10 protein-coding genes are annotated in these 17,796 nt (G+C 36.1%); 8 read left to right on the top strand and 2 right to left on the bottom strand.

The genetic code is table 11. The features are described from left to right. Positions 1 to 136 precede the first annotated feature (136 nt). On the top strand, positions 137 to 1,276 hold the full coding sequence (locus D778_RS01350; RefSeq protein WP_007646989.1) for a cystathionine gamma-synthase: 1,140 nt from the start codon (positions 137 to 139) through the stop codon (positions 1,274 to 1,276). 49 nt (positions 1,277 to 1,325) lie between these two features. Here the strand turns inward: D778_RS01350 and D778_RS01345 are convergent, their stop codons facing one another. Continuing rightward, positions 1,326 to 2,126 (bottom strand): THC0290_0291 family protein, encoded by an 801-nt coding sequence (locus D778_RS01345; protein WP_040491194.1) that lies wholly within the window; start codon positions 2,124 to 2,126, stop codon positions 1,326 to 1,328. A 238-nt stretch (positions 2,127 to 2,364) separates the two neighbouring features. Between D778_RS01345 and gdhA the strand changes: the two genes are divergently transcribed. The 4 genes from gdhA (at position 2,365) to D778_RS01325 (ending at position 9,321) form a co-directional block, all read left to right on the top strand. Next, complete coding sequence (gene gdhA, locus D778_RS01340; RefSeq protein WP_007646985.1) at positions 2,365 to 3,708, top strand: NADP-specific glutamate dehydrogenase; 1,344 nt, start codon at positions 2,365 to 2,367, stop codon at positions 3,706 to 3,708. A gap of 110 nt (positions 3,709 to 3,818) precedes the next feature. Then, positions 3,819 to 6,164 carry a type IX secretion system anionic LPS delivery protein PorZ gene (gene porZ, locus D778_RS01335; protein WP_007646983.1) on the top strand — a complete coding sequence of 782 codons (2,346 nt, stop codon included), beginning with the start codon at positions 3,819 to 3,821 and terminating at the stop codon, positions 6,162 to 6,164. Further along, on the top strand, positions 6,164 to 6,886 hold the full coding sequence (gene recO, locus D778_RS01330; RefSeq protein ID WP_007646982.1) for a DNA repair protein RecO: 723 nt from the start codon (positions 6,164 to 6,166) through the stop codon (positions 6,884 to 6,886). Before porZ ends, recO begins: the two co-directional genes overlap by 1 nt. A 17-nt stretch (positions 6,887 to 6,903) precedes the next feature. Next, positions 6,904 to 9,321 carry a TonB-dependent receptor plug domain-containing protein gene (locus tag D778_RS01325; RefSeq protein WP_007646980.1) on the top strand — a complete coding sequence of 806 codons (2,418 nt, stop codon included), beginning with the start codon at positions 6,904 to 6,906 and terminating at the stop codon, positions 9,319 to 9,321. A 135-nt stretch (positions 9,322 to 9,456) separates the two neighbouring features. Here D778_RS01325 and D778_RS01320 read toward each other — a convergent pair whose 3' ends face one another. Beyond that, positions 9,457 to 14,763, bottom strand: coding sequence for a choice-of-anchor D domain-containing protein (locus D778_RS01320; RefSeq protein ID WP_007646978.1), 5,307 nt, complete (start codon positions 14,761 to 14,763; stop codon positions 9,457 to 9,459). A 118-nt stretch (positions 14,764 to 14,881) separates the two neighbouring features. Between D778_RS01320 and D778_RS01315 the strand changes: the two genes are divergently transcribed. From D778_RS01315 to D778_RS01305, 3 genes are all read left to right on the top strand, one after another. Continuing rightward, positions 14,882 to 15,352, top strand: a complete 471-nt coding sequence (locus tag D778_RS01315; protein WP_007646976.1) for a regulatory protein RecX — start codon at positions 14,882 to 14,884, stop codon at positions 15,350 to 15,352. A gap of 627 nt (positions 15,353 to 15,979) precedes the next feature. Next, positions 15,980 to 17,266, top strand: a complete 1,287-nt coding sequence (locus D778_RS01310) for a Y-family DNA polymerase (RefSeq protein WP_007646974.1) — start codon at positions 15,980 to 15,982, stop codon at positions 17,264 to 17,266. Positions 17,267 to 17,337: 71 nt separating this feature from the next. Beyond that, complete coding sequence (locus D778_RS01305; protein ID WP_007646972.1) at positions 17,338 to 17,778, top strand: LexA family protein; 441 nt, start codon at positions 17,338 to 17,340, stop codon at positions 17,776 to 17,778. Positions 17,779 to 17,796 lie beyond the last annotated feature (18 nt).

Here is a 17,796-nt window from a genome sequence, read left to right as displayed (position 1 = left end):
CAATAGACCGAATGAAACAGTAACTTTGTATGAAATAATTTTTTAATTTGTAATGGTAAGCTTTACCCATACATTTTTAATGAACTTTAAATAAGAAAGCAAACAGGTTTCTTATTGGCTTAAAACTTTACAACCCATGAAATTCAACACCAAAACAATACATGGAGGCCAACAACACGATCCAGCATATGGCGCTGTTATGCCACCTATTTATCAAACCTCAACTTATACTCAATCTACACCTGGAGCACATAAAGGTTATGAATATTCCAGATCCCATAACCCAACTAGAACAGCCCTGGAAAATGCTTTAGCAAGTCTTGAAAACGGGAATTACGGACTGGCTTTTGGTTCTGGTTTAGCTGCCATAGATGCTGTGTTAAAACTGTTGCAAGTAGGCGATGAGGTTATCTCTACAAACAATTTGTATGGAGGGTCCTATAGGTTGTTTACATCCATATATAAAAAATTTGGGATTAAGTTTCACTTTATTGGGATGCAACAAGCTGAAAACATAGAAGCTTACATCAACGAAAATACCAAACTTATTTGGGTTGAAACCCCAACCAACCCAATGATGAACATTATAGATATAAAAGCTTGTGCAGCCATAGCAAAAAAACACAAATTACTTCTTGCTGTTGATAATACTTTTGCAACCCCTTATTTGCAACAACCATTAACTTTGGGTGCGGATATTGTCATGCACTCTGCAACCAAATATCTTGGTGGTCATAGCGATGTGGTTGTGGGAGCTTTGGTGGTAAAAGATAAAGACTTGGCAGACAAACTTTACTTTATTCAAAACTCCAGTGGAGCCATTTGTGGCCCTCAAGACAGCTTTTTGGTATTACGAGGCATTAAAACCCTACATGTAAGAATGCAGCGTCATTGTGAAAATGGGAAAGCAGTAGCCGAATATTTATCCAACCATCCCAAGATAGAGCACGTGTATTGGCCTGGATTTGAGAATCATCCAAATCATGCAATTGCAAAAGCACAAATGAAAGGTTTTGGTGGAATGCTGTCATTTTCTACCAAAGGGAATAATTTTGAAGAAGCCATTAAAATTGTTGAAACATTAAAGGTGTTTACCTTGGCAGAATCTTTAGGAGGTGTTGAGTCTTTGGCAGGACATCCTGCAAGTATGACACATGCCAGCATACCCAAGGAAGCGCGTGAAAAAACAGGGATTTTAGACTCCTTGATAAGGTTAAGTGTTGGCATTGAAGATATAGACGACTTGATTGAAGACTTAAAACAAGCTATAAATTAAACCAAAAAAAACCAAGAACATGTCTTGGCGTCTTATGTGTTTTAAAATTTTAATCCAGATAATAAATATATCCAAAATTCAACCAGATTAGCCAATCGTTATATTTGTTAGAAGATAATTGATGGTTTAAACCGTCTATCCAGTCACTTCCATAATACTGCCACCTCAAATCCAGCATCAAATCAGATAGAGGAGCTAACTTATATCGAACTCCAATACTGGTTACCACAGACCAAGTACTCCCTTTGGAAGGGTCTATGGAACCAGGTTCCCAAGCACTCCAGAAATTGTTGGCATTGTTAATGTTTCCATCTACAATTCCTGTATCAGGATCCATAAAATTGGTATATGCCTTAGGGTTGTACGATGTATAATGAACTCCTAAACTCACAAAAGGCGCAAACCTGTAAGCAAAAGCCATAAAGTCTCGAATACTTAAAGGGAAATATTCTAATTGCATACCAATATCAAAATTATTGGCTTCCCCAGTGTGGGCTCTTAGCCTGGCAGCATCAACCGAATTTCCATCAGCCCATTGTCCATGATGATCTAGCTTGGTTTTGTTAAAGGAAATCTCACTTCTTAATTTGAAATGATCGTTAAAATAAGTGTCTGTAGAATAACAATTACAATCTGCTCTGTAGGCAAAATTGATGTAGTGCACAATACCTATTCCATATCCTGAGTTTCCATAATTGGTACCTTCATCATTTCGAACTCCAAAATCCGATCGAAATTGAACGGGACCTACTATGGCTCCAATTTCATGTGAAAATCCAAGTTGAGAAAAACTTGACTGAATTCCAATAAGTAGGAAAAAGAATACGGTTAACTGTTTCAAATTGCACATATAAGCATTCGATAATTAGAGCATAATAATAAACAAATATATAAAAACTCGACCAACTACCAAATAAATCAGATAAAACGCAAATTACAGGTAGTTTTTTACTTTAATAAGCTAAATCTAATAATTTATTCTCCAATAAACATTGTGAAAAAACAAAAAATAATAATTAATTTTTAAAGATAATGTATATTTGCTGAACAAATTAACAAATTACACAACAGTATTAAATTTAAATTAAATGAAAAATAAAATAGATGCTTTTCTAAGTCTTGTAAAGGAAAAGAATGGGCATGAACCGGAGTTTTTACAAGCTGTACATGAAGTGGCAGAAACTGTAATTCCATTTATAGAAGCGAATCCTAAATATCAGGATAAAATGTTGTTAGAGAGAATGGTTGAGCCGGAACGCACAATAATCTTTAGAGTGCCATGGATTGACGATCAAGGAAAGACTCAAGTAAATAGAGGGTTTAGGGTAGAGTTCAATTCTGCTATTGGACCTTACAAAGGTGGTTTGCGTTTTCACCCATCTGTAAACCTAAGCATATTAAAATTTTTAGGATTTGAACAAGTATTTAAAAACTCGCTTACAACCTTGCCAATGGGTGGAGGAAAAGGTGGAAGTGATTTTGACCCTAAAGGGAAAAGCGATAATGAAGTTATGCGTTTTTGTCAATCGTTTATGACAGAGTTATTCCGTCATATAGGTCCAGATACCGACGTTCCTGCTGGAGATATAGGAGTTGGTGGAAGAGAAGTTGGATATATGTTCGGACAATATAAAAGATTAAGAAACGAATTTACAGGTGTCTTAACAGGAAAGGGGATCTCTTTTGGAGGATCTTTAATTAGACCAGAAGCTACAGGTTATGGCTGCGTGTATTTTGCCAAAAATATGTTGGCCACAAAAAATGATACGTTTCAAGGAAAGACTGTGGTGATTTCTGGATCTGGAAACGTCGCACAATTTGCATGTGAAAAAGCCACAGAACTTGGAGCCAAAGTAGTAACCTTATCGGATTCTTCAGGATTTATTTACGATGCTGATGGAATTGATGCAGAAAAATTGGCTTATGTTCAAGAAATCAAAAATGTTAGAAGAGGTAGAATTAACGAATATCTTGATAAATACCCTTCTGCAACCTTCCATGAGGGAGAGAGACCTTGGTCTGTAACCTGTAATGTAGCTATGCCATGCGCCACTCAAAATGAATTAAACGAAGCAGAAGCACATATGCTAATAAAAAATAAGGTTCAGGTAGTGGCAGAAGGTGCTAACATGCCAACCACACCTGAAGCTATTACAGCTTTCCAGAATGCAAAAGTGATGTTTTCTCCAGGAAAAGCATCCAATGCAGGAGGTGTGGCAACTTCCGGATTGGAAATGAGCCAGAACTCTTTAAGGCTAAATTGGACTAGAGACGAAGTGGATGCCAAGTTAAAACAAATCATGGATAACATTCATGAGTCCTGCGTTCTTTATGGTACACAGGATAATGGTTATATTGACTATGTGAAAGGAGCGAATATCGCTGGATTTGTTAAGGTGGCAGATGCCATGTTGGCACAAGGCGTGGTATAATTTCCTAAATATAAAAATGAAAAGCTTCCAAATTGGAAGCTTTTTTTGTTCAATTTATATGTTTTTATTCTAAAACTCGTTATATATAGATATATTTGAAAAGTTTTTAAATGACTATGAATATCAGAAACTACCTAATTTTAATCTTCTTGTTTCCAGTATCTTTAATGGCCCAGGATTATTCTGCGTTATGGAAAGGACACTTTTCCTACCTAAATGTAAAGGATGTCACACAAGGTAATGGTAAAATATACGTGGCTGCAGAGAATGCTGTGTTTTCTTATGATCTTATGTCCTCTGAAATGGAAACACTTACAACTATAAACGGACTTTCAGGTGAAGAAATCTCAACCATTCATTATAGCGAAGCATATCAAATGCTCGTTATTGGCTATGCAAATGGACTTATAGAAATTGCTTTGGAAGATGATACCAATATCTTAACGGTTGTTGATATATTGGAAAAACCAACCATTCCACCTAATGATAAAATGATTAACCATTTTGAAGAATACAATGAGCTGCTTTATATAGCTACTGATTATGGTATTTCAGTATACGATATGTCCAGACTGGAATTTGGGGACACCTATTACATCGGTACAGGTGGAGCTCAGTTAAGGGTCCAACAAACAGCAATTTCCGAACAATATATTTATGCAGCATGTTTAGATGGTGGAGGCTTAAAAAGAGCCTTGGTGAACAGTGACAATTTAATAGACTTTCAAGAATGGCAAACCGTAACAGGAGGTAATGTCATTGCTGTAGAATCTACAATGGATGATAGAATTTATATCATTAAGGCAAATAGACAGGTGTTTGAGGTTTTAGATACTTCCATAAATTCAATAACAACCATACCAGATCCAATTTTAGATTTTAGTGAATCCAATAACAATCTATTTGTAACTACTAAAAATGAATCTTATTTTTTCGACAATGCTTTTAATGAAATAACCGTTGTACCAATACTTCCAGATTACCCTACTGAATTTTCTGTCACAACTTTTGATAGTGAGTACATGTATATTGGAACAAGAGATTATGGTATTTTAAAAATTGCATATAACAATCAAACAGATGTGACCGAAATTCATCCAGAAGGACCTTTGTTAAATAACGCATTTGCCATCCAGGCAATGCCTAATAACCTTTGGGTAACTTATGGAGATTATTCCTTAACATATAATCCAGCTCCTGTAAGGAAAAGAGGGTTTAGTCATCTTATTGATGAATCTTGGGTTAATGTACCTTATGATAGTGTTTTAGGAGCTAGGAACTTAAATAAAATTGCTGTTAACCCATTCAACACTCAACAAGTGTTTATCAGTTCCTTCAATGATGGTCTTTTAGAAGTAAATAATGATAGTCCCACTGTATTGTATGATGAGTCCAATAGTGCTTTAAGATCTCTCGTGATACCTGGAAACCCTAACTTTAAAAGCATTAGGGTTAGTGCGTCTAATTTTGATGTAAATGGAGTACTGTGGACCATGACAGCTAGAGTCGCCAAACCTTTAGTTTCGTACGACCCTAATTCAAACCAATGGAATAGTTATGATTTTACCAATTTAATCCCTGATGCTTTAGAAGGCGAATGGGGTTACAGTGATATTGAAATTGATGCCAATGGTACCAAATGGATTGGAGCTTATAAAAATGGACTTATAGGCTACAAAGATGGACAACTTAGAGGGTTGTATTCCGAAGAACAAAACATGCCTACAGCATTTGTTTCTTCATTGGCCATTGATAAAAGAGATCAAATCTGGATTGGTACAATTAGTGGTTTAAGGGTGTTGTACAATACGGCAGGTTTCTTTACCGATCCAGCAATAGAAGCGCAATCTATTATTGTATTGGATGATGGATTGCCACAAGAACTTTTATTTCAAACCTATGTGTCTGACATCGAGGTGGATGGCTCCAACAACAAATGGATTGGAACTATTGGTGCTGGATTATACTATTTTTCATCAGATGGCCAAGAAACCATTTACCATTTCACAAAAGACAACTCCCCTTTGCCAACAAACAACGTGGTAGATGTTGCCATTGACCAAACCAACGGCATAGTTTACATTGCTACAGACAAAGGACTGGTGTCTTACGGCTCCGGTGGTTCAGAGACCATGACTACCTTAGAAAATGCCTTTATTTTTCCAAATCCAGTAAGACCGGATTATAACATGAATGATAAAAAAATTCAAATAAGAGGCATTACCGAAAATATGAATATTAAAATTACAGATATAGAAGGTAATTTGGTAGCAGAAGCTCAATCCAACGTAAATACCAGATATAGAGGTTATAATTTAGAGATAGATGGAGGTTCAGCCTATTGGAATGGAAAAAACCTAGGGAATAACTCTGTTGCTTCTGGAGTGTATCTTATCATGCTATCCGATTTGGATTCTTACGAAACAAAAGTGCTTAAACTAATGGTGGTGAGATAATGCTAACAACTACAAATGCCATTGTTTTATCAAAGATAAAATACAGGGATAACGATTTAATTGTTAAATGTTATACTCAAAAATATGGTCTTGTAAGTTATTTGCTTAGAAACGTATCCAGTTCTAAAAAAGGAAATTCAAAATCTGCCTATTTTCAATTGCTATCCCAATTACAGCTAGTCACTTTGCACAAAAACAATAGGTCTTTGCAAGAAGTTAAAGAGGTTAAGGTGCACTATCTGTACAGTAACTTACAAACCCATGTAATAAAAAGCGCCATTACTTTTTTTTTGGCCGAACTTCTAACCAGCACCTTAAAAGAAGAAGAATCAAACGAACATCTTTATACCTACCTGGAAACCACTTTGCAATGGTTGGATACCCATAACCATTATGCCAACTTCCATTTGCTGTTTTTACTGAAGCTCACCAAACATTTAGGATTTTATCCTGAATTACCACAAAACAACGAATCTTGGTTTAATTTGGCAGAAGGAACCTTCCAACATCACAAAACAAATATGTATGCAGTTTCAGGTGAAAATATAATTCTCTTAAAACACCTCTTGGGCATAAATTTTGATAAGTTAAACACGATTAAAATCAATTCAAATCAAAGACAGTCTTTTTTAAAAATGATGCTTTTATATTTTGAATTGCATCTGGAGGGGTTCAGAAAACCTCAATCCATGGAAATTTTTAATCAAGTATTTAATTCATAAATTTTTAACTAACCAACATGAGATTGTTTTTAACAATAGGTCTCTGGCTCTGTATTGTCATACCTGCTCAAGCCCAAGAAATTAAAGTATTAGAAAGTGAATCTAGGCTACCCGTTCCTGGTGTAACTATTTATAACCAAACTAAAACCATAATGGTGATAACAGATTTTGAAGGGATGGCCTCTTTAAATTCTTTTACAGACTCTGAATATCTTTATTTTGAAGATTTACTCCACAAAAAGTTAAAAATTAAAAAAGAGACCATCATTGCCAACAACCATACGGTTTTATTGGAAGCCAAAATTGAAGGTCTGGATGAAATTGTTATTTCTGCCTCTAAGTTTGAACAAAACAAAAGAGACATTCCTCAAAAAATTATTGGAATTTCTGCCAAGGAAATCCAAATCTCAAATCCACAAACCAGTGCCGATTTGTTGGAAAGCTCTGGGAATGTGTATATCCAAAAAAGTCAGTTAGGAGGAGGAAGCCCTATGATTAGAGGTTTTTCAACCAACAGATTGTTGCTTACCGTAGATGGTGTGCGAATGAACAACGCCATTTTTAGAAGTGGAAACCTTCAAAATGTCATCTCTATCGATCCGTTTACCATACAAAACACAGAAATTACCCTTGGAGCTGGTTCTGTGGTTTATGGTAGTGATGCCATAGGAGGTGTTATGAGCTTCTATACCAAAAAACCACAAGTGTCCTATTCAGACAAGCTGTATCTTAAAGCCAATGCTGTTGCTAGATATGCAACGGCAAACAAAGAAAAAACAGGTCATCTGGATTTTAATTTCGGTCTCAAAAAATGGGCGTTATTAACCAGTGTTTCATATTCCGATTTTGACGACCTAAGAATGGGAAGCCATGGACCAAACGATTATTTAAGACCAGAATATGTGGTAACCAATAATGGCCAGGACCAAATAGTGTCTAATGACAACCCTAAATTACAAGTGCCAACAGGTTATGACCAAATAAACCTCATGCAAAAAGTACGTTTTGAGCCACAAGAAAACTTAAGTTTCGATTTAGGTGTAACTTATACAAAAACGTCGGATTACCCAAGATACGATAGATTAATTAGATATCGTGGAGATGATTTACGTTCAGCTGAATGGTATTACGGTCCACAGCAATGGTTTATGGGTAACCTACAAATGACCAAAATAAGCAGCAGTTCCAATTTATACGATAAAATTCAAACAACTCTAGCCTATCAAAATTTTAAAGAAAGCAGAAACGATAGGGACTATCGAGATGTGATGAAAAGCATGACAGAAGAAGCTGTAGATGCAGTGTCGTTTAATGCCGACTTTGAAAAATTACTATCTCCAAAAACCGAATTGTTCTATGGTGTGGAATATGTGTACAATAAAGTAAAATCCATAGGCAAGGAATTGAACATAGAGACCAACGAAACTGCTCCAATCGTGTCTAGATATCCCAATGGTTCTACATGGCAATCCATGGCAGCTTATACTAATATTAAGTTTAAACCAAACCATAAATTTATCCTACAGTCTGGCTTACGTTACAATTATATTTTAATGCATGCCGATTTCACCGAAAACAATCAATTTCTAAATTTACCTTTTACTGAAACCGATCTAAATTTTGGAGCTTTAACGGGTTCGGCAGGAATTAGTTGGTTAGCCAATGATATTTTACAATGGCGATTTAATTTATCTACGGCTTTTAGGGCACCCAATATTGATGATATTGGAAAGGTTTTCGATTCAGAACCTGGTTCTGTGGTAGTGCCTAATCCAGACTTAAAGGCTGAATATGCTTATGGTGGTGAGTTAGGTCTAACCCTAAATTTTGATGATATGGTTATTTTTGATGTCGCTACTTATTATACCTATTTAGATCAGGCATTGGTAAGAAGGGATTATACTTTAAATGGAGAAACTGAAATTATGTATAATGGTGAATTGAGCAATGTACAGGCCATACAAAATGCTTCTGATGCCAAAATATACGGTTTTGAAGCTGGAGTGCGTTTAAACTTGACCAATCATCTTAAGCTTACCTCCCAATATAATGTTACTGGTGGAAAAGAAGAGGATGCAGATGGCAGTGAAGTTCCAGCGAGACATGTGTCGCCTAATTTTGGGAACACCCATTTTATTTGGCAAAAAAATAAATTTTTAGTCGATGCCTTCGCTGAATACAACAGCGAATTGTCTTTTTATCAATTGGCACCTTCAGAGCAGGAAAAGGATTATATGTATGCTCTAGATGACAACGGAAACCCTTACGCTCCTTCTTGGTACACCTTAAATTTAAGAACCCAATACCAAATCACGAAAGCAGCAACCCTAACAGCCAGTTTGGAGAACATCACAGACCAACGTTATAAAACCTATTCCTCAGGAATTGCTTCTCCAGGAAGAAACCTGATTATTTCTTTAAGCTATAGCTTGTAACTAAAAACAAACAAAAAAGCCACTACAAACATGTGTTGTAGTGGCTTTTTCTAATTTGTGTCACACTCAGCCTGTCGAAGTGTCTTCAAAGTGTATTATCGCTCCTCAACAACAAACAACAACTAAACAACAAGCTTACTTACGTTTTACAGCCTTTTTAGTGAGCACTTGCCCATTTGCTAAAGTTACTCTAGCTACATAAGTTGCCTGGCTTAAATTAGAAAGATTGTATGTTTCGGTGGAACTATTTCCTTTTAAGTTGTAAACAGTTCTTCCTAAAAGGTCTATAATATCAACAGTTTGTATTTTATATTGACTTGGAACCTTAAATGTAACCTCTCCATTGTCATGTTCTATGATACTAACATGGTTTGAAGTAAGTTCTTCTTCATTTACCGAAAGGAAAGAGTCCCTAAACACCAATTCAAAACGCTCATTAAATTCACCTACTCCTGAAGTGAATGTGTAAGGAGCATTATTTAAATTATGGATAATGTTTAATAGATTGTCTTTTACAAAAACATTGTTATTGGAGAAAAACTCCCCTTCAAATTGCTCAATGGACAAACTATATAAAGTTGCTTCATTTATAGATGTGTAAAAGCCGAGTGGAATAACTTCATCTAAATTCAAACTGTTAGGGTGTTTTCCTTGAATGGCATATTTTTTATCAGATTCTGGTATTAGAGAATATAATATAGAGTTAGCTCCTGTTGATAAGTTCCTAAGTGCATCAATAGCCATAGCATCAACATCATTTGTTGCTCCATCAAGGTAGCCGATTAGAACTTGATTAAATACACCATTATCCGAAGTTAAATTAACCCATAACCTGTTGGCTTCTGTAGTTGAAGTTCTAAAAAATTGATTGTTATTTCCAGTAACTCTCATGGAGTTGTTAAAAATAGGTTCATTATAAAACCCAGGAGAACCTGCAAAAGATTTGTTTCCTATCACAAAGAAACCTTGTCCAGAAGCAATATACCCATTGGGTATGTTTGAACCACTTACAGAAGCAGAACCTGTAGCCACTCCTCCAACATAATTAATTATGGCATAATCATCTTGAGAAAAATTTAAATTTTGATTTCCAGGAGCATTAGCATCAGCGTTTGTATAATGAGACCACAAATAAATAACTCCTTCAAGAATGGAAGATGTTTCTTCAAAAAATGTTTGAGCACTAATAGCAGAAGGATAGGGGTTCCCTATAAAATTCCAATTATTATAGACAACAGTTGGGTCTATATAAATAGGGACATTTACAAAGCCATTATTAAAAGCTCCACCAGAAGTTAATGAGCCTTCAAACAAATATAGATAAGATTGATTTGCCGTAAAACCTATATTGCTATGGGTAGCAGCATATCCTACACCTGGAGTCATAGTTCCAGAAGGCTGATTGAACCAATCGTTTCCATCGTCGTCAATATCATCTTGACCAGGAGTAAAAGTTCCTGTATTTGCATCTTCAATTAGTAAGTCATTAAAGAAATTGGCTCTGTAAACATATCGTCTGTTCGCATTGGCGTCTATTAAAGCGTTTTCAATTTGGGCACTTTCTAAAGGAGAACTCCAATACGTGTAATCGTACCAATGTTGGAGTGGATGAGTTAATTTAGATAAAGTGTTTTTACCAGTACCAGTAAGGGTCATGGTTCCTAAATCATTCACTTGTACCAGAGATCCTTGTGGGTCTACATATATTTCGCCAGCTACCAAAATATTATTTTCAACTTTTAGGTAAGTGTTGTTTGAAATTGTTACTGTTGCAGTTGAATTAATTTCACATTCACAAGCTTCAACACTACCACCATGATTTGCAGTAACATAATCTCCAGTAAAAACAGCTTTTTGATACGATGTTGGTGCTGAGCCATCTCCATTCCATGCAAATCCATCCCATATTTTAACTTGATCGACGGTAGAAGTTAATTTAAAGTTATCCAATCCAACTTCATCAAATGTTAATCCAGCACTTACATCTGGATAAATTATAATCTCAAAGGTGTTTACAGTATCAGGAACTGCATGGGTTACTTGAGTCCATCCACCAGAATCTTTTAATAAAGCCACAGTACCCTGAGAGGCACTGTCGTAAAATATTTCATAAACCAAGCTGTCTTCAGAGTCTAAATCAAAAGTATAATAATAAAAACTAAATTCAACATTTTCATAAGCTGTAAGACCTGTATGTGTAAAATGCATTTCATGGGTTTGATTCGTGTGTCCGGAACGTTCCAGATCTGTAATCCCCCAAAAATTTGAACCATTTTGAGCTGCATTAATTATGGATAAATTAGACGTTACATCCCAATAATTAGGGATAGGTGCATGAATCACAGTATAAGCCCAAGTATCAGATGTGCTGGATTCAAAATCTTGGGCTACAATTATTTGAGGAGCAGCTGGAGCACATTCTGTATAATTTAAAGCGTTTCCTTGAATAGCAAATGTATAAGGGTTTTCTCCTCCAGTAATATCATTATTGGCTATAGATACTATGGCATTTTTAATTCCTAGAGTAGAAGGGTCAAAAGTAACAGTGATGGTTTCAGAATTCCCTGCTGCTACAGAAAAATTTGTTGGTGTTACTGAAAAATCTAAAGCATCGGCTCCTGTGATTGAAATAGTAGAAACATTCAAAGATTGATTCCCTAAGTTTTCAATTTCAAATGTTTTCGATGCTATTGTAGGGTTTAAAGGATTTAAATTGGCACTTCCTATAAAAGTATGATCCAATGGACTGATAGCTACATTTCCATTAGGAATATTCATGCTGTTTCCTTGAACATTTATTTCTCTTCCATTCCCAACCCCTTTAACAGTAAAAACGTAAGGGTCTTCGCTATCCGTAATATCGTTGTTTTGTATAGAAACGGTTGCAATACGTGTCCCGACATCAGATGGCGTAAATGTAATATCAAAAGATGTTTGAGTTCCTGAAGCTATCGAGTTGGAAGGGGATGCAGTTACGGTAAAATCGCTCGCATGGGTTCCACTAATTTGAACAAGTTGTGGTGCGCCAGTTAAGTTCAAAGTACCAGTACCAATACTTTCAATATCAAAGGTTTTAACAATGGATGTGCTAACATTTGTTGCACCAAAAGCCGTATTGTTCAAACCACTGGTTGTGGTATCTCCATTGTTAATAACATTATTATTACCTTTCAAGTGTATTTCTGGCCCTGTTGGTCGTACAATGTTTATGGTGTAGTCTTCTACTTCGCCAAAATTAAAAATACCTTCTTCACATGGTGTAGCATAACCTTCACCGTTATCAGATTTTGAACTAACTCTCATTCTCACATTTCCAATTGCTGCATTAGTAGGGATACTGATGTTTAATGGAGATAAGGAAGGTTGCCCATTTGTGGTGTTCGTTAATGTGCCTAATTCTATAGCTTCATTAGAAGAATTGTTAAAAGAACCATCCCGATTCCAATCAATCCAAACTTTTACATGCGAAGTATAATTTCCACCCGTATTAACATTAACACTTAAATCATATTGTTGACCTAAAGAGAGGCTTGTTGTAATCCCAGTAAAGTCGGTATAAGCATTAGTAGAGCCAGATGAATTGTTAATAGTGTTTAACTGAACATTCACAATTCCAGAATTAGTAGATGTTCCTCCACTAGATGAACAATAAGTAATTCCTGTTGTTTGACAAACAGTATTCCCTCTAGACCAATCATTTGTATTTATGTTCCTTACAAAAATGGTATAGCAATAGTTTAGGCCATCTGTTAAACCAGTTACTGTTGTAGTGATGGCATTACCCTTAAATACAAAAGAATCAGGCCCACTATAGTTTGGGTTCGCAATATAACCAGAACCATCACCTGTAGGATTAAAAGTTGTTGCACTTCCTTGGTTAGCAACTATTAATATCTCGTAACAGGATGTAGGTAAAGGATTATTCCAAGATATTACAGATGATGTAGAAGCGATGGAAGCGCTTGTAATGTTGGCATCAGGTGTGTCAATAAGGAAAGTATCATTCCATGAACCCGAAGAATTAATTCCACTTGCCCACCCTGTAAGGGTATTACCATTGTAGGCAACTACCTTAAAAGTATAATCCAAACCATTGGTTAAACCTATTATGGTTATATTATTAAGACTGCCTTTATAGACAGCTCTGCCCAATGTTCCATAAGTTGTGGCTAGAGTATAGTTGGTATTTGCAATATAGCTATCTGCATCTCCAGCACTTGTAGCTGGCATAAAAGGAATGGTGGCATTAGGTTGAACAAAAACAATATATCCAGTAGCGCCACTTGAAGAATTATTCCAGCTTAAATCTATACTTGTATCACCTATACAAGCTTCCAGTCCAGTAGCATTATTAGGAGGGTTATTAAAAACAGTTAAAGTCCCAGAAGCAGAATTAAGATTGCCACAAGGAGCATTGGCATTTATCACACAGCGATATAGATTGTTGTGCATCCCTAGGGTTACATTGGAAATATTCAAGGTATTTGTAAAAACATTGGAATATGGAGCAGCATTGGTTAAATTGCTCCAGTTGGCACCTCCATTGGTAGACACTTGCCATTGATATCCAGTTGCATTGGCAGCTACCACATTAAAAGTGGTGTTATTTCCTATCGCAATATTTCTATTTGGAGGCTGAGTACTGATTACCGGTGGATTGTTTATGGTTACGGCATAACTCGCGCTATTGGTGGACCAACAAGAAACCCCATCAAAAGCCCTAACATAATAAGTGCCTGATGTAGAGACATTATAGGTTGCCGTTGTAGGATTGGCCGTTGAAGTTCCTGTAGCTGTTGTTTGCCAATATAAATTGGCATTTGGCGCAGAATAACTTAAAGTGGTATTGTTACAGGCTGGAGTTGTACCAGAAATGCTTCCAACTGGATCGGCTGGAGGTGTGCAGGAAATCACTTGATTAAATATAAAATCATCCCAATAAACAATAGCTCCAGAATAAGTTCTTACTTCAAAATTAAAATTATCGGCTGTTGCTGGTGCAGTAATCGTCACGTTATATTGAGTCCAACCCCCTGAATTATTAGGCAGATACCCATTATTTGGGCCCCTAATAGCATCTTCTGAATCATAGTCATTATTGTCAATATTAGTACTACCATTTCTCCAATAAGACCAAATTCTTGCATCTGTTCCATCATCTTCAATAACTTTATACCAAAATGACAACTCATAATCTTCTCCAGGTATTATACCGTAAATAGTTTGGCCTAAATCACTAGTTCCACCAACATGTCTTGCAGAATAAGTTCCACTATGAACATTTATTGGCGTAGATTCTTGAGTTATATTTTCTATTGTAGTCCATGAAGTAGGTGTTGTTGAATTTATCCATAATTCAAAACCACCATTAGCAATCTGCCCAAAACCAGACAAAACAAAGCACAAGAAGGCTGCTAATACAAGGGAGTATTTTTTAATCATAGGGAATAATTAATTAAGGCTCATTAAAAAATGAGCACACAAATATAACACAAATTATCTTATAATTCAATGGTTCACAACTACTTACTTGTTAACAAATTGTTATTATCTTGCAGCCATGAAATCCAGTAAAACCTACACTTTAGAAGAAGCCAAGCGAACACTTGAAAACTACTGTGCTTACCAGGAACGTTGCCACAAAGAAGTGGTTCAAAAACTTAAAAACATGCGCATGATTCCAGAAGCCATAGACGTGATTATCGTGCATTTACTGGAACATGATTTTCTTAATGAAACCCGTTTTGCAAAATCGTATGTGCGTGGCAAATTCCGTGTTAAAAAATGGGGTCGCAAACGTTTGGAACTGGAACTTAAAAAACGCGACATTAGCCTTTTCAATATCAAGGAAGCTTTTAAGGACATTTCAGAAGCAGACTACTTAAACACCTTTCATGCCTTGGCAGAAAAAAAAGCAGCCAGCATTAAAGAAACCAATCCTTTAAAGAAAAAAAAGAAATTGGCAGATTACCTGCTTTACAGAGGTTGGGAAAGCCACCTGGTGTACAATAAGATCCATGAACTGTTTTAAAATAAGTCTACCTGTCATTGCGAGGACGAAGGACGTGGCAATCTCATTCAAGTAAGCATATGTCCACAAACTGTTTAGCTTCTATATAGCTCAAATATGGCTCAAGTATAGATAGTGTAGGAGAGTGTATGAAAAATATACAGTCATTTTAGGATTAAGAAAAAGAATTGTATCCTGATATCAGGATTTATTTATTAATCTGTATAGTTATTTTAGGACGGGTCATTTTTTCTATACACAGCTTAAATAATAGCCTCGTTTTTTTGGACTTTAAGAAAAAAGGCGTATCTTAATTTTTCAAAGTCCACTCCCTTGAATCAATACAGGTTATGCCTGTTTTCAACCGCTCTAAACCCTTATAAATAAAAGCATCCTTAGGGGTTCACCCGTAGTTACTCCCTAGTTACTCCGTATGTAAGTAATATAAACCCCATATCACACCCTAAAACAACCTAAGAAAACCTGCTCTTAAAGTGAGATCCATAGCAGGATAGGTCAGAAACTTGTATGGGCCTTTGGTACAAGCAATAGAACTTAACATCTAGCTATTGGAACTTCAATTTTTTTTCAACCAAACAACAAACATTTTAACACCTAACGTTTTTAAAAATTCAATACCTTTATGCCATGTATGCCCTTGTAGATTGCAATAACTTTTACGCCTCTTGCGAACGGGTTTTTAACCCTAGTTTGCGCCACAAACCTGTCGCTATTTTAAGCAATAACGATGGTTGCGTGATTGCGCGAAGCGATGAAGCTAAAGCCTTGGGTTTGCCCATGGGAGCTCCTGCTTTTAAATACGAAGCCTTTTTTAAAGAACACAACGTACAAGTTTTTTCTTCTAATTATCCACTGTATGGAGACATGAGCAGTCGTGTTATGAGTATCTTAAAACAGTTCACGCCAGATGTGGAAGTGTATAGTATAGACGAAGCTTTTTTACAATTTAGAGGCTTTGATGGGATAACACAAAACTCTCAAAACACTGAAAGATTTGACTTTAAGGAATATGGAGATCAAATTAGAAAACGCATTTTAAAATGGACTGGCATTCCAACCTGTGTTGGTGTGGCACCAACCAAAGCTTTAAGCAAGGTAGCCAATAAAATTGCACGTAAATTTCCAGAGCAAACCAAAGGCGTGTACGTGATTGATTCTGAAGACAAACGCATCAAAGCCCTTAAGTGGCTAAAAATTGAAGATGTTTGGGGAATAGGACGTGCCTTGCACAAGCGTTTAAAAGAAAAACACATTCTTACAGCCTATCAGTTTACACAACTTCCCGACGAATGGGTTAGAAAGAACTTTTCTATTGTGGAATGGCGTTTAAAAAAAGACCTGGAAGGCATTCCAACCTTACAGTTGGAAGAAGTAGCTTCAAAAAAGGCCATTGCAACCACCAGAAGTTTTGAATATACCTTTTCAGATATCCATAATTTAAAGGAACGTGTATCTACCTTTGCCAGCAGTTGTGCCGAAAAACTGCGCAAACAAAAAAGTAGTTGTCATATCATCTTGGTAAGCTTAAGCAGCGATAGGCACAAAAAAGATTTGCCTCAGCATCGTGTTAGTAAAATGATCCAGTTGGCATACCCAACAGACTCCTCCCTTATTATAAGTAACGAGGCTGTAAAGGCCGTAACTGCCATGTTTAAAAAAGGGATTAAATATAAACGTGCTGGAGTTGTAGTTACAGGACTGGTTCCTACCAATAACCATCAATTACATTTGTTTTTGCAAGAAAACCCAAAACATAAGCCTTTGATGAATGCCATAGACAAACTAAATGGAAAGTATGGCGACCATAAATTAAAACTGGCCAACCAAGATTTAAAACGCACCTGGAAAATGCGTCAGGAACGGTTGTCACCACGCTATACAACCAATATAAACGATATTTTAAAGGTGAAATAATTTTGTCCATAAAAAAAAAAAAACCATAAATAAAAACTAAATTCAATATTGAAATTAAAACAAGTTTTCCCATGATAATGCACAAATCAGAAACCCTCACTTTCTTCACACCAGATGTTTCAAACCAATCTGGAGCTGTTTATTTAGACACAGGCATATCAGCAGGATTTCCTTCTCCAGCTGAAGACTTTAAAGAAGAAAGGCTCTCTTTGGACAACATTCTGGTAAAAAACAAACTAGCCACTTTTTATGCACGTGTTTCAGGACAAAGCATGGTTGGTGCAGGATTGGACGATAACGATTTATTGGTGATTGACAGAAGCCTTGAGCCTGCTCACAATAGAATTGCAGTTTGTTTTCTGGATGGTGAATTTACCGTAAAACGTTTACGTGTGGAAAAGGATGGAGTATGGCTACAACCTGAAAATGAAAACTATGAGCCTATTAAAATTACTGAAGAGAACGATTTTGTTATTTGGGGCATTGTAACCAATGTCATTAAAAAAGTATAACTTAGAAACCTAAAGTAA

This window comes from Xanthomarina gelatinilytica, from assembly GCF_000348685.1.
Taxonomy (GTDB): Bacteria; Bacteroidota; Bacteroidia; order Flavobacteriales; family Flavobacteriaceae; genus Xanthomarina; species Xanthomarina gelatinilytica.
The sequence above is the reverse complement of the archived record's forward strand: the minus strand, read 5'-3'. Positions and strand labels throughout refer to the sequence as shown.

Excerpts from the sequence above, each read along its gene's own strand:
- D778_RS01350 (WP_007646989.1), top strand. The coding sequence starts at position 137 with ATGAAATTCAACACCAAAACAATACATGGAGGCCAACAACACGATCCA.
- D778_RS01345 (WP_040491194.1), bottom strand. The coding sequence starts at position 2,126 with ATGTGCAATTTGAAACAGTTAACCGTATTCTTTTTCCTACTTATTGGA.
- gdhA (WP_007646985.1), top strand. The coding sequence starts at position 2,365 with ATGAAAAATAAAATAGATGCTTTTCTAAGTCTTGTAAAGGAAAAGAAT.
- porZ (WP_007646983.1), top strand. The coding sequence starts at position 3,819 with ATGACTATGAATATCAGAAACTACCTAATTTTAATCTTCTTGTTTCCA.
- recO (WP_007646982.1), top strand. The coding sequence starts at position 6,164 with ATGCTAACAACTACAAATGCCATTGTTTTATCAAAGATAAAATACAGG.
- D778_RS01325 (WP_007646980.1), top strand. The coding sequence starts at position 6,904 with ATGAGATTGTTTTTAACAATAGGTCTCTGGCTCTGTATTGTCATACCT.
- D778_RS01320 (WP_007646978.1), bottom strand. The coding sequence starts at position 14,763 with ATGATTAAAAAATACTCCCTTGTATTAGCAGCCTTCTTGTGCTTTGTT.
- D778_RS01315 (WP_007646976.1), top strand. The coding sequence starts at position 14,882 with ATGAAATCCAGTAAAACCTACACTTTAGAAGAAGCCAAGCGAACACTT.
- D778_RS01310 (WP_007646974.1), top strand. The coding sequence starts at position 15,980 with ATGTATGCCCTTGTAGATTGCAATAACTTTTACGCCTCTTGCGAACGG.
- D778_RS01305 (WP_007646972.1), top strand. The coding sequence starts at position 17,338 with ATGATAATGCACAAATCAGAAACCCTCACTTTCTTCACACCAGATGTT.